The organism is Cellulomonas sp. CW35 (assembly GCF_052378485.1).
In the GTDB taxonomy this organism is placed as follows: Bacteria; Actinomycetota; Actinomycetes; order Actinomycetales; family Cellulomonadaceae; genus Cellulomonas; species Cellulomonas uda.
The window spans coordinates 899,685-912,392 of the sequence record NZ_CP199000.1 but is presented as its reverse complement, the minus strand read 5'-3'; the positions used below and the strand labels follow the sequence as shown (position 1 = coordinate 912,392).

General features: G+C 73.6%; 14 protein-coding genes. 4 read left to right on the top strand and 10 right to left on the bottom strand.

What is annotated here, in order from left to right:
- The 3 genes from guaB to ACT17Q_RS04370 form a co-directional block, all read right to left on the bottom strand.
- A complete protein-coding gene (gene guaB / locus ACT17Q_RS04380; protein WP_094180673.1) occupies window positions 1–1,518 on the bottom strand; it encodes an IMP dehydrogenase in 1,518 nt (505 codons plus the stop codon).
- 55 nt (window positions 1,519–1,573) lie between these two features.
- Window positions 1,574–2,272, bottom strand: coding sequence for a response regulator transcription factor (locus tag ACT17Q_RS04375; RefSeq protein WP_243860722.1), 699 nt, complete (start codon window positions 2,270–2,272; stop codon window positions 1,574–1,576).
- 185 nt (window positions 2,273–2,457) lie between these two features.
- Window positions 2,458–3,474, bottom strand: a complete 1,017-nt coding sequence (locus ACT17Q_RS04370; protein WP_141321964.1) for a MerR family transcriptional regulator — start codon at window positions 3,472–3,474, stop codon at window positions 2,458–2,460.
- A 275-nt stretch (window positions 3,475–3,749) separates the two neighbouring features.
- On the opposite strand from ACT17Q_RS04370, the gene ACT17Q_RS04365 reads away from it, so the two are divergent.
- On the top strand, window positions 3,750–4,055 hold the full coding sequence (locus ACT17Q_RS04365) for a WhiB family transcriptional regulator (protein WP_094180674.1): 306 nt from the start codon (window positions 3,750–3,752) through the stop codon (window positions 4,053–4,055).
- A 168-nt stretch (window positions 4,056–4,223) separates the two neighbouring features.
- The gene (locus ACT17Q_RS04360; protein WP_444664917.1) at window positions 4,224–5,582 is read left to right on the top strand and encodes an IS30 family transposase; all 1,359 of its coding nucleotides are present in this window, start codon (window positions 4,224–4,226) and stop codon (window positions 5,580–5,582) included.
- A 109-nt stretch (window positions 5,583–5,691) separates the two neighbouring features.
- Here ACT17Q_RS04360 and groES read toward each other — a convergent pair whose 3' ends face one another.
- Window positions 5,692–5,988, bottom strand: coding sequence for a co-chaperone GroES (groES, locus tag ACT17Q_RS04355; protein ID WP_094180675.1), 297 nt, complete (start codon window positions 5,986–5,988; stop codon window positions 5,692–5,694).
- Window positions 5,989–6,209: 221 nt separating this feature from the next.
- On the opposite strand from groES, the gene ACT17Q_RS04350 reads away from it, so the two are divergent.
- Window positions 6,210–7,415 (top strand): class I SAM-dependent methyltransferase, encoded by a 1,206-nt coding sequence (locus ACT17Q_RS04350; protein ID WP_268531516.1) that lies wholly within the window; start codon window positions 6,210–6,212, stop codon window positions 7,413–7,415.
- Window positions 7,415–8,551, top strand: a complete 1,137-nt coding sequence (locus ACT17Q_RS04345; RefSeq protein ID WP_094180677.1) for a glutamate--cysteine ligase — start codon at window positions 7,415–7,417, stop codon at window positions 8,549–8,551. Before ACT17Q_RS04350 ends, ACT17Q_RS04345 begins: the two co-directional genes overlap by 1 nt.
- A 101-nt stretch (window positions 8,552–8,652) precedes the next feature.
- Here ACT17Q_RS04345 and ACT17Q_RS04340 read toward each other — a convergent pair whose 3' ends face one another.
- Genes ACT17Q_RS04340 through ACT17Q_RS04315 form a run of 6 tightly spaced genes read right to left on the bottom strand, consistent with a single transcriptional unit; the run spans window position 8,653 to window position 12,705 of the window.
- Entirely contained in the window at window positions 8,653–9,141 is a 489-nt protein-coding gene (locus ACT17Q_RS04340) for an SRPBCC family protein (protein WP_094180678.1), read from the bottom strand.
- Window positions 9,138–9,530, bottom strand: coding sequence for an ArsR/SmtB family transcription factor (locus ACT17Q_RS04335; RefSeq protein ID WP_141321977.1), 393 nt, complete (start codon window positions 9,528–9,530; stop codon window positions 9,138–9,140). Before ACT17Q_RS04335 ends, ACT17Q_RS04340 begins: the two co-directional genes overlap by 4 nt.
- 48 nt (window positions 9,531–9,578) lie before the next feature.
- Window positions 9,579–10,193: an FMN-binding negative transcriptional regulator gene (locus ACT17Q_RS04330; protein ID WP_444664916.1), complete on the bottom strand. Its 615-nt coding sequence runs from the start codon at window positions 10,191–10,193 to the stop codon at window positions 9,579–9,581.
- Window positions 10,194–10,203: 10 nt separating this feature from the next.
- Window positions 10,204–10,830 (bottom strand): ABC transporter ATP-binding protein, encoded by a 627-nt coding sequence (locus tag ACT17Q_RS04325; RefSeq protein ID WP_444664915.1) that lies wholly within the window; start codon window positions 10,828–10,830, stop codon window positions 10,204–10,206.
- Window positions 10,827–11,651 carry an ABC transporter permease gene (locus ACT17Q_RS04320; RefSeq protein WP_444664914.1) on the bottom strand — a complete coding sequence of 275 codons (825 nt, stop codon included), beginning with the start codon at window positions 11,649–11,651 and terminating at the stop codon, window positions 10,827–10,829. Before ACT17Q_RS04320 ends, ACT17Q_RS04325 begins: the two co-directional genes overlap by 4 nt.
- A gap of 10 nt (window positions 11,652–11,661) precedes the next feature.
- Window positions 11,662–12,705, bottom strand: coding sequence for an ABC transporter substrate-binding protein (locus tag ACT17Q_RS04315; protein WP_444664913.1), 1,044 nt, complete (start codon window positions 12,703–12,705; stop codon window positions 11,662–11,664).
- Window positions 12,706–12,708 lie beyond the last annotated feature (3 nt).

The window sequence follows — 12,708 nt, the reverse complement described above, 5'->3', positions numbered from 1 at the left end:
TCAGCGGTGCGACGAGTAGTTCGGCGCCTCGACCGTCATCTGGATGTCGTGCGGGTGGGACTCCTTGAGCCCCGCCGCCGTGATGCGCACGAACTTCCCGCGCTGCTGGAGCTGCGGGATGGTGTGCGCGCCGACGTAGAACATCGACTGGTGCAGACCGCCGATGAGCTGGTGCGCGACGGCCGCGAGCGGCCCGCGGTACGGCACCTGCCCCTCGATGCCCTCGGGGACGATCTTCTCGTCCGACGCGACGTCGGCCTGGAAGTAGCGGTCCTTGGAGTACGAGATGCGCCCGCGCGAGGCCATCGCACCGAGCGAGCCCATGCCGCGGTAGTGCTTGTACTGCTTGCCGTTGACGAACACGAGCTCGCCCGGCGACTCGTCGCAGCCCGCGAGCAGCGATCCGAGCATCACCGTGTCGGCGCCCGCGACGAGCGCCTTGGCGATGTCGCCCGAGTACTGCAGACCGCCGTCGCCGATCACCGGGACGCCCGCGGGCTTGCAGGCGAGCGACGCGTCGTGGATCGCGGTCACCTGCGGCACCCCGACGCCGGCGACGACGCGCGTCGTGCAGATCGAGCCCGGTCCCACGCCCACCTTGACGGCGTCGACGCCCGCGTCGACGAGCGCCTGCGCGCCCTCGCGGGTGGCGACGTTGCCGCCGATCACCTGCACGCCGCGCGTGGCCGGGTCGGACTTCAGGCGGCGGACCATGTCGAGCATGAGCCGCGCGTGGCCGTTCGCGGTGTCGACCACGAGCACGTCGACCCCCGCCTCGACGAGCGCCGTGGCGCGCTCCCACGCGTCGCCGAAGAAGCCGATCGCGGCACCGACGACGAGCCGGCCCTCGGCGTCCTTGGTCGACAGCGGGTACTGCTCGGACTTCACGAAGTCCTTGACGGTGATGAGGCCGCGCAGCACGCCCGCGTCGTCGACCAGCGGGAGCTTCTCGATCTTGTGCTTGGCGAGCAGCGCCGCCGCGTCGTCGCGGTCGATGCCGACGGGCGCCGTGACGAGCGGCATCGCGGTCATGACCTCGCGCACGCGGCGCGTCGCGAACTCGCCGACCGGCACGAACCGCAGGTCGCGGTTGGTGATGATGCCGAGCAGGCGGCGCTCGTCGTCGACGACCGGCAGGCCGGAGACGCGGTACTGGCCGCACAGCTCGTCGAGCTCGGCGAGCGTCGCGTCCGGGGACACGGTCACGGGGTCGGAGACCATGCCGGACTCCGAGCGCTTGACCCGGTCGACCTGGTGCGCCTGGTCGGCGATCGACAGGTTGCGGTGCAGGATGCCGATGCCGCCCTGGCGCGCCATGGCGACGGCCATGCGCGACTCGGTCACGGTGTCCATCGCGGCCGAGAGCAGCGGGACGCGGACGTGGATCTCACGCGTGAGCCGCGAGGTCGTGTCGACCTCGCTGGGGATCACGTCGGTCTCTCCCGGGAGCAGGAGGACGTCGTCGTAGGTCAGGCCGATGCGAGCGAAGGGGTCGGCCGGCGAGTCGGGTCCCGTCATCCGCTCAGGATACGTCGCCCGCCGCCCCCTACGGCCGCCCGTCCACGACTGCGGCTCAGCGGATCAGACCACCGCGCAGGCCGATCGCCACGGCCTGGGCCCGGTCGTTGGCGCCGAGCTTGCGGAACAGCCGCCGCGCGTGCGTCTTGACCGTGTCCTCCGAGAGGAACAGCTCGGCCCCGATCTGCGCGTTCGACCGCCCGTTGCTCATGCCGACGAGGACCTCGATCTCCCGCTTCGTGAGCGTCACGGCCGGCTTGACCGGCTCCTGCGCGACACCCGCGCCGCCCTCGGCGTCCGCCGCGGGCACCGCCGGACGCGGCACGTCCACAACGGGCCGCTGCCCGCCGGGCAGCACCGGGCTCGCGAGCACGTGCGCCGCGACCGCCGAGAGCTCCGCACGGCCGACGTCCGGCGCGAGGAACCCCCGCGCACCGAGCGCGAGCGCCCGGTCGAGGGCCGCCGAGTCGTCGGGCTGCGCGAGCAGCACCACGGCGACGCCGGGCGCGACGGCGCGCAACCGACGGATCGCCTCACCGGCGCCGGGCGCCGGGATGTGCGCATCGAGCAGCACGACCGTCGGCGGGACGCGACGTGCGTGCGCGAGCAGCTCGTCGACGGTGGCGGCGGCTCGCACCGGGCTCAGCGTCGGCACGCCGATCGACGTCACGACCAGTCGTTCACGAACGGCGGTCGAGGCATGGCAGACGACCACACCCGCCATCGCGTCCTCCTTCTTCCAGGTGTTCCCCATCGGGACCTGCGTGTGCTATCGGCCCTTCGGGTACGTGACGTTAGCGAGCCCGTCCAGCGCGGCGGGTGGGGGTCCCGCGTACCGGATGGGTGCTTGATGGCCGCATGTGCTGCTATCGGACGGTATGGCCCCGTCCGACACCGGCACATTCCCCCCGCAGCCCGCGGCGCGGCCCACCGGGGACTTCACCCGTTCGGAGTACGACCCGCGACTGCGAGCACCTCGTGCAGCAGTCCGCGGAACGTGCGGGATCGGGTCACCGACGCACCCGAGGGCACGTCGGACGTCGTGTCGGGAATCATGACGAACTGGGCGAGCCCGGGATGAGCATGCGCGAGCTGGGCGACATGCGCCAGGTCCACGTCGGCGCGTCGCGAGACCGTGACGACCGCGCCGGGCCGGGTCATGACCACGAGCTCGAGCACGTGGTGCACGCTCGTCGGCCCGCCCACGGCCCGCGCGTCGACGTCGGCGGCGACGAGCGCGGCGGTCAGCGCGTGCACGAGCAGCGGGCGCTCCTGGCCCTCCGGGACGAGCACGAGGACGACTCCCCCGCCGCGCGGCGCGGCCGGCAGCCACGCGCGCAGGGCCTCGACCGCCGCGGCCCGCACGGTGAGCGGCGCGTCCTGCCCGGGCCGGTCGACCACGGTGCGACGCGCGAGCTCGGTGAGCGCCGGCTCGAGCAGCCCGGTCCACCAGTGCTCGAGCTCGGCGACACCTGCCGTGCGCGGCAGCGCGACGAGCGCGCGGCACGTGGCGGCGTCGCCCGTGAGGGCGGCGTCGACGAGCGCGGTGGGGGTGCCCGCACCGAACGGCACGCCCGGGCGAGCGCCGACGCCGCCCTGCAGGGCGGTCTCGACGTTCGTCGGGCCGGGCTGCGCGTGCCCTTCGACCTCGGTCACGCTCGCGATGCGCGCGGCGTCACCGGGTGCGACGCCGTCGAGCGTGAGGCGCCGCATGACGAGGAGCCGCTCGACGTCGCTCGCGGAGTAGCGCCGGTGCGACCCGGCGGAGCGCTCGGACGGGCCGAGCCCGTACCGGCGGTCCCACGTGCGCAGCGTCGCGGGCGCGACGCCCAGGCGCGCGGCGACGGCCGCGACCGTCAGCGGCGCGGCGTGGCGTCGGGGGGGTGCGGTCGCCACGGTGTCGTCCGACGGGTCGCGCTCGGGCGCGGCAGAGCCGTCGTCGGGCGACAAGGTCATGGCGCGATTCTGCCAGTCGCCTCGCGGGCTGCGCGCACCGGCGCGGTCCCGAGCCGTCCCCCGTTCGGGGAAAACCGGGACACACGCGACTCGAACCGCGTCACGACTGCCTCGCGAACGGGTCTTGACCGGATTCTGACTCGGTTGTAGCGTTCCGGTCACGACAGCGGCTCGGCCTGGGACTTCGGACCCTGGTCACCGCCCACCAGCACCGCACCACCGCCAGACACCAGATCGCCCGGATCCGCAGCCGGACGATTGCACGAGGAGGACGCATGGCCGAGATCTCGAGGTTGCCCGGACCGGTGATGGACCTGTGGGAGTGGCAGTTCGAAGGCGCCTGCCGCCAGGCCGACCCCGACCTGTTCTTCCACCCCGAGGGCGAGCGTGGTTCAGCCCGCCGTCGCCGCGCCGAGGCCGCCAAGGCCGTGTGCGCCACGTGCCCCGTGCTCGAGCAGTGCCGTGAGCAGTCGCTCGCGGTCCGTGAGCCGTACGGCGTCTGGGGCGGGCTCTCCGAGGACGAGCGCGCAGCGCTGCTCGCCCAGCGTGCCCGCACGGTCGTCGCCCGCACCAGCGCCTGACTCCCGCTGCTGCCACCGCCCGGACCGCCGCGAGGCGCCTCGGGCACCGAGAGACCACCGGGACCCACCGGGAACGACGAGGGCCCCCGTCCACGGCGGGTTCTAGCGATCCCCGCAACGCCCTGTTTTCAGGGAGTTGCGGGGATCGTGCTTTCACCAGAGCTCAAGATGAGGTTCTTCGAGGTCTTCGACCGTGTCGGGAGTGCGACGCTCGCCGCTCGGGAGGTCGGCCTGAGCCGGCACACGGCGGCGGGGTGGGTGCGCCAGGCCGGTCTGCGTTCCGTGGGCGTTGGGGGGTGGGGGCCGCATCCGGGCAAGGGTGAGTACCAGCGGCTGCGGCGTGCGGGTGTATCCCGGCGTCGCGCTGCTGAGCAGGTCGGGGTCAACGAGCGCACCGCACGCGACTGGGACGGCGGCGTTCGTAAGACCCGCGGGGCTCGGATCTACCCCGACGGGCGCCGGGTGGACTATAAGACGGGCGTGACCACCCTTGTCCGAGCGCACGAGATGGTGTCGCTCGCGGCACTGGAGGCCGAGCTGGATCGGCGGTTCTTGACGTTGGCCGAGCGGGAGACGATCGCCGACCTACGCCGGCAGAATGCCTCGCTGCGTGAGATCGGTCGCCAACTGGGTCGGCCGGCGTCGACGATCAAACGAGAGCTGGACCGGCGGTCCGTCGACGGCGTCTACCGCCCGTATGCCGCCCAGCGGGCGTGGGCCAAGAGCCGCGCCCGTCCCAAGGCGGCCAAGCTCGCCGCCGACGGTCCGCTGCGTGAGTTCGTCGCCGCGAAGCTCGCGCAGCGGTGGTCACCCGAGCAGGTCTGCCACGCTCTGGTCGAGGACTTCCCCCACGACGAGAGCATGCGGGTGAGCACCGAGACGATCTACCAGGCGATCTACGTCCAGGCCCGCGGTGGGCTGCGCCGTGAGGTCGCCGACGCGCTGCGCACCGGGCGGACCCGCCGCAAACCCCACACGAGCCCGGACCAGCGCACGTCCCGGTTCGTTGACGAGATGGTGATGATCTGTGAACGCCCCGCCGAGGTCGAGGACCGAGCGGTGCCCGGGCACTGGGAGGGCGACCTGATCGTCGGCACCGGGTCGGCCTCCGCGATCGTGACCCTGGTCGAACGCTCGACCCGCTACGTGATGCTCGGGCACCTGCCCGGCGGGCACAGCGCCGAGGAGGTCCGCGACGTCCTGGTCCCGCTGATCACAACCCTGCCAGACCACCTGCGCGGATCGCTGACCTGGGACCAGGGCTGCGAGATGGCTGCCCACAAGCAGTTCACGATCGCGACCGGGGTGCCGGTCTACTTCTGCGACCCGCACTCGCCCTGGCAGCGCGGCTCGAACGAGAACACCAACGGGCTGCTGCGCCAGTACTTCCCCAAGGGCACAGACCTGTCGATCCACTCCCCGGCCGACCTCGAACACGTCGCCCAACAACTCAACGGCCGACCACGCAAGACGCTCGGCTGGAGAACCCCAGCCGAGCGTCTGCGTGATCTACTGACAACCACATAAGCCATCAGGTGTTGCGAGGACCCCGAGAATCCGCCCACCAGGACGGGGGCCCTCGTCGTCGCCGACCGCGGTCACCGTCACACGGACGGCGGCGCGAGCCGGCGGGCGATCACTTGGCGACGACCGCCAGCACGTCGCGCGCCGAGAGGATCAGGAACTCCTCGCCGGCGTACTTGACCTCGGTGCCGCCGTACTTCGAGTAGATGACCTTGTCACCCACGGCGACGTCGAGCGGGACACGGTTGCCCTTGTCGTCGATCCGGCCCGGACCGATCGCGAGGACCTCGCCCTCCTGGGGCTTCTCCTTGGCGGAGTCCGGGATGACCAGGCCCGAGGCCGTCGTCGTCTCCGCCTCCAGCGGCTTCACGACGATCCGGTCCTCGAGCGGCTTGATGGAGACCGACACAGCGGACCTCCCCTTCGCGTGTTGAGTGGTTCAGCGGGTCGCGCCCAGCCACCGTCGTCGCGGGTGCCGGAAGGCCTGGCGCATTGGCACACTCACACCGAGAGTGCCAGTTCCCTCACTCTAGGAACGCCTTGGCACTCGGTCAAGGCGAGTGCTAACCGTGTCCACCCGCCGCCCGGTGCGGTGCACCGCGGCGCGCGACAGGTGGAAGGATCGCCGCCATGGATGCCGACGGGCTCAGCCGGCTGCTCGCCCCCGAGGGGTGGGCGCTGCTGTCCGCCCTGCCGCCGTACGACGAGCGGCTGGCGATGCCGCTGGGCGAGCGGCTGCGCGCCGAGGGGCTGCACCCCTCGCTCGTCGCGGCCGCGCTCACCCAGTCCCGGCTGCGCGCCAAGGCCCACGCCAAGCTCGGCGACTTCGCCGACGGCATGCTGTTCACGTCCGCCGGGCTCGAGCAGGCGACCCGGCTCGAGGTCGCCGCGCACCACGCGCGCCGGTACCGCGACGCGGGCCTGACGCACGTCGCGGACCTCACGTGCGGGATCGGGGCGGACGCGCTCGCGTTCGCGGGCGTCGGGCTGCGCGTCACCGCGGCCGAGCTCGACGAGATGACCGCTGCGATCGCCACGGTCAACCTGCGCCACTTCCCCGAGGTCGAGGTCCGGCACACCGACGGCCTCGCGCTCGACCTCGCGGACGTCGACGGCGTCTACGCCGACCCCGCCCGCCGCACGGGCGGCGGCTCGCGCGTCCACGACCCGGCCGCGTACGCACCGCCGCTCGACGCGGTGCTCGCCGTACGCGAGCGCGTCCCCGCCCTCGGCCTCAAGCTCGGCCCGGGCGTCGCGCACCGCGACCTGCCCGCGGACGCGCGCGCGCAGTGGGTCTCGGTCGACGGTGACGTCGTCGAGCTGGGTCTGTGGTTCGGGCCCCTCGCACCCGAGGGCCCCGGGCGGTCCGCGCTCGTCCTCGCGGGCGGCACCGCGCACGTCCTCGCACCCGACGAGCCCGCGGCCGCGCACGTCGGCGAGCTCGGGGGCTACCTGTACGAGCCCGACGGGGCGGTGATCCGTGCCGGCCTCGTCGGGGACGTCGCGCTCGACGTGCGCGGACGCCTCGTCGACCCGACGATCGCGTACGTGACGTCCGACGAGCGCAGCGCGACCCCGTTCGCGACGGGCTACCGCGTCCTCGACCGCATGCCGTTCGGTCTCAAGCGCCTGCGCACCTACCTGCGCGAGCGCGGCGTCGGGCGGCTCACGATCAAGAAGCGCGGCACCGCCGTGGTGCCCGAGCAGCTGCGCCGCCAGCTCGACCTGCGGGGCGAGGCGACGGGCACGATCGTCCTGACGCGCATCGCCGGGCAGCAGAGCGTGCTCGTCGTCGAGCCGCTCGAGACCCGCACCAGCACCCCGGGGGACGCGTGATGGCCGCACCCGTGCACCTGCCGTTCGCCCGCAGCGAGCGCTCGACGGTCGGCCTCGAGTGGGAGGTCGCCCTCGTCGACGCCGACTCGGGCGACCTGCGCCAGGCGGCCGACGCGATCTTCGACACCGTCGGGCACGACCACCCCAACATCACGCAGGAGCTCCTGCGGAACACGGTCGAGATCTCCTCGGGCAAGTGCCGCACGGTCGCCGAGGCGGGGCGGGACCTGCAGCGCGCGCTCGACGAGGTCGCCGCGGCCGCCGCTCCCCTGCGCATCGACCTGATGGGCGGCGGCACGCACCCGTTCGCGAACTGGGCGACGCAGAAGGTCAGCGACAAGCAGCGCTACGCGACGCTGATCGACCGCACGCAGTGGTGGGGCCGGCAGATGCTGATCTACGGCGTGCACGTGCACGTCGGCGTCGAGGACCGGGCCAAGGTGCTGCCGATCTCGCGCGCGATGCTGACGGTGTTCGCGCAGCTCCAGTCGCTGTCGGCGTCGTCGCCGTTCTGGAACGGCAAGGACACCGGCTACGCGTCGAACCGCGCGCTGCTGTTCCAGCAGCTGCCCACGGCGGGCCTGCCGTACCAGTTCGAGGAGTGGTCGCAGCTCGAGCAGTACGTCGGTGACATGATGCACACGGGCGTGATCGACCAGTTCGACGAGGTGCGCTGGGACATCCGCCCGTCGCCCCGGTTCGGGACGCTCGAGATGCGCATCGCCGACGGCGCGACGAACCTGCTCGAGGTCACCGCGATCTCAGCGCTGACGCACTGCCTCGTCGAGCACTTCTCGACGCTCCTCGACGCGGGCGAGCCGCTGCCGAGCATGCCGACCTGGTTCGTGCAGGAGAACAAGTGGCGCTCGGCGCGCTACGGGATGGACGCGATCGTCATCACCGACGCGGCCGGCGACGAGGAGCTGGTCACGGACTCGGTGTCCCGCTGGCTCGAGGTGCTCGCGCCCGTGGCCGAGCGGCTCGGCTGCGCCGACGAGCTCGACCAGGTGCGCGTGGTGCTGCGCCGGGGCGCGTCCTACCAGCGCCAGCGCGCGGTCGCGCGGCGCAACGCGGGCGAGCTCGACGCGGTGGTCGCGTCCCTCGTCGCCGAGCTCCGGGCGGGCAAGCCGCTCTGAGCCGGCCGGGACTCGCGCCTCGAGCCCGCCCGCGTGGTCAGCGCTGCGCGTACGTCCGCTCGATCGACGGGAAGTACGAGGCGGGGCCGCTCACCGTCCCCTCAGGCATCGGCCAGCACCGCGTCGATCTGGCCCATGGCGGCCGTCATGCCGTCGGCCATCCCCATCGCGACGAGCTTCTCGAGGTCCTCGAGGGTGTCGAACCGCGACGTCACGGTCATCCGGGTGCCGCCCTCGAGCGGCTCGAACGTCACGCGCCCGTGGATGGTCGGCATCTCGTCGGACGGCTGTCCTGCGTCGTCGGCGAACCCGTCCTCGAACTCGATGGACCTGTGCTCGTCGATCGCCAGGAACGTCCACCAGCCGTGCGCCTTCTCGCCGTCCGGGCCCGTCATGAAGTACGAGACGTGGCCGCCGACGCGCAAGTCGTGGTCCGGGAACGTCGCGGGCCACTCGGGCGGGCCCCACCAGCGCTCGAGCTTGCGCGGGTCGGCCCAGATCTGCCACACCTTCTCGGGCGGTGCGGCGAGCTCCGCGACGATCACGAGGCTGAGCGCCTGCGTGTCCTTGGTCGTGCTGACGACTGTCATGACGGGTCCCTCTCGTCCTGGGTGGGCGGGTGCTGCTGGTGGTCGTCGTCCTGCGCGAGGAGGTCCGCGATCCGGTCCACCCGGCCGCGCCAGACCGCCTCGTACGCGTCGAGCAGCCGGGCTGCCGCCCGGACCGTCTCGACGTCGCCGCTCACGATCTGCTCACGTCCCTGCCGACGCTTGTGCACGAGCGCCGCCCGTTCGAGCACCGCGACGTGCTTCTGGACCGCCGCGAAGCTCATCGAGTACCGCCGGGCGAGCGCCGAGACCGACTGCTCGTCCCGCAGCACGCGCACGACGATGTCGCGCCGGGTCGCGTCGGCGAGCGCGCCGAAGATCCGGTCGACCTCGTCCTGGTCGAGCTGGGCGACGCCTGTTCCTACAACCATGTGGTTGTACGTTACGCGCGGACCGGCTCCGCCACAACCCCCGGGACCTCAGTCCGTGCGCATCGCCTCGGCGACGGCCCGGGCACCCGCCGCCGCCTCGCCGCGCAGCCCGGCGACGACGCCCGCACGGTCGGCCGCGGACCGGTTCTGGCTCAGCTTCGCCTTGCCCTCCACGCGCTCCACCACGAGCTCGACCCCGACGACCGCGCGCAGCTGCTTGGTCACGAACACCTCGGGCGCGTCGGTCACGCGCCACGGCTGCGACCGGTGCGCCTCGTGCGCGTCCGTGAGCCGCGTGACCGCGTCCCGCACCCACCGCGGGTCGTCGTGCACCGTGACGCGGCCCGTGAGGTGCACCGCGGAGTAGTTCCACGTCGGCACCACGCGCCCGTGCTCGGCCTTCGACGCGTACCAGGACGGCGACACGTACGCCTGGTCTCCCGCCACGATGGCGAGCGCCGGCGAGCCTGGCTCGATCCCCCGCCACTGCCCGTTGCCCCGCGCCATGTGCGCGATCAGCCGGTCCTCGTCCCACAGCACGGGCAGCAGCGTCGCGACCGGGAACCCGTCCGGACCCACGGTCACGAGCTCGGCGGACCCGACGGCACGCACGAGCGCACGCGCGTCGTCGTCGTCGATGGCGTTGAACACCGGGACGTACATGCGCGTGAGGCTATCGACCGCCGTCCAGCGCATTCTGCGGCGGCCACGGCCCGGCGTCGGCCGGCACGAGCGGCAGCTCGGTCGCCGCGAAGAACGCGACGTCACCCGGGTCGTGGGTCACGAGCACGACGGTGCGCCCCTCGAGCCGCTCGCGCGTCCACGCGAGGACCGCGTCCCGCCCGGCGGCGTCGAGCCCGGTGAACGGCTCGTCGAGCACGACGAGGTCCGCGTCGCCCGCGAGCGCGCGCACGAGCGCGACGCGGCGGCGCTGACCGCCGGACAGCGTGCGCACGGGGACGTGCCACGCGCGCCCGTCGAGACCGACGCAATCCAGCGCGTCGGTGACGGCCACCGCGCGCACCGACCGCGGCAGCACCAGCCGGACGTTCGCGACCGCCGACAGGTGCTCGCACAGCCGCAGGTCCTGGAACGCCGCCGCGCGGCGCAGCCCGTCGAGCCCGGTCACGCGGCCCGACGACGGCGGCACGAGCCCGAGCAGCACCCGGCCGAGCGTCGTCTTGCCCGCACCGTTCGGCCCGGTCACCGCGGTCACACCGGCCCCGGGCAGCACGGCCGACAGGCCGGCGAGCGCGGTGCGTCCGCCGTACCGGACCGTGACGTCGTGCAGCGCGATCACGCGACGCCCCCCGCCTCGAGGCCCGACGGGCGGCGACGGACCGGCTCGCCGCCCCGACCGCCAGCACGGTCGAGGGCCGCGACCACGACGCGCTCGGTGAGCGCCGCGAGCACGACGACGACGACCGTCCACGCGAGCACGTCCGCCGTCGCCAGGAACAGCCTCGCCTGGTAGAGCTGCTCACCGATCGTCCCGGCGGGCAGGCCGATGACCTCGGCCGCGATGCCCGCCTTCCACGCCAGACCGACACCCGTGCGGCACCCCGCGACGAGGAACGGCAGCACCTGCGGGACGTCGACCGCGGTGACCCGCCGCGGCCACGGGACCGCGAACACGCGCGCCATCTCCAGCAGCCGCACGTCACGCGCCCGGATGCCCTCGAGCACGGTCGCGTGCAGGACCGGGAGCGCCATGAGGAACGCGACCACGAGCGCGAGGCGGGACGCGTCGGTCCACACGAGCACCAGGATGATGAAGCTGACCACCGGCGTGGCGCGCACCGTCACGACGACGGGCGCGACGACCGCGTCCGCCCACCGCGACGCGGCGCACGCCGCCGCGAGCGCGACACCGACGACGACCGCGAGGACGAAGCCCGCGGCGATGCTCACGAGCGTGCGGGTCACCGCCGCCCAGAACGCGCTCGTCGGCACCAGCTCGGTGAGCCGCACCGCCACGTCCCACGGTCCGACGAGCAGGACGTGCTGGTCGACCGCCGCGGCGGCGAGCTGCCACACGACGAGCCAGCCGACGACCGCCACGGCCGCCCGCGCCCGCTGCGTCGTCGCCCGTCGGCGGCCCCTCACCTGGCGGCCCGTCATCCTGCGCCGCCTACGTCGCACCCAGGTAGAAGTCGTCCCCCGGCAGCGCCCCGCCGACCGACCGCGGCTCGGCGGCGTGCAGCACCGCCAGGTAGCCCTCGAGCGCGGCACGCATCTCGTCGCCCGTGAGCAGCACCAGGTGGCACGCGGGGATCGCGGCCTGCGCGACGGGCGCGGACCGCACGAGCCCCGCCTCGACGACGAGCGGTGCGGCGTCCTGCGGCGAGCTGGTCACGAACGCGACGGAGCGCGCGTCGTCGGCGAGGAAGTCGGCGAGCGCGCCGGGGTGCTCGCGCGCGAACGCGGTCCGCACGACCGTGACTCCCGTGACGAGCTGCGACGAGGGCTCGACGTCCACCCACGCCTGCGTGAGGTCGACCGCGACGCGCACGTCCGGCTCCTGCACGGTGACCGCGGTCGCGTACGGCTGCGGCAGGACACCCACCGTGCCGGGCGTGGCGGCGAGGGCCGCGGCGACCTGCGTGGGCTCGGGCACGTACTCGACGGTGACGTCCGTGCCGGGCGTCAGGCCCGCGCGCCGCAGGAGGTGCTCGAGCACGTACTGCGGGCTCGCACCCTTGCCGGTGGAGAGCACCGTGCGGCCGCGCAGGTCGGCGAGCGAGCGGACGTCGGTCCCGTGCTCGAGCACCGAGAGCACGCCGAGCGTGTTGACGGCCAGCGCCTGCACGGCCGGGCCCGCGTCCGTGCGGGTCTGCCGGTGCACGACCGCGGCGAGGTTCGCCGGGAGCAGCGCGATGTCGACGTCGCCGCGCACGAGCTGCGGGACCACCTCGTCGGGCGTGCCGTACGTGGTGACCCGGTAGTCCTGGCGCGCGGTGCCCGCGGCCGCGTCCCGCATCAGGCCGAGCAGACCGATCGTCGTCGGGCCCGCGAGCGCGGCGACCCGTACGGTGACGCGCTCGGCGGACGGCGAGGGGCGGGGCCCGGGCGTGGTGGTGGTGACGGCGGCCGGGTCCGTGGGGGGCGTGCTCGGGCCGCACGCGGCGAGCAGCGCGAGCACGCACGCGCCGAGCAGGGCGACGGTCCGCCTCATCGC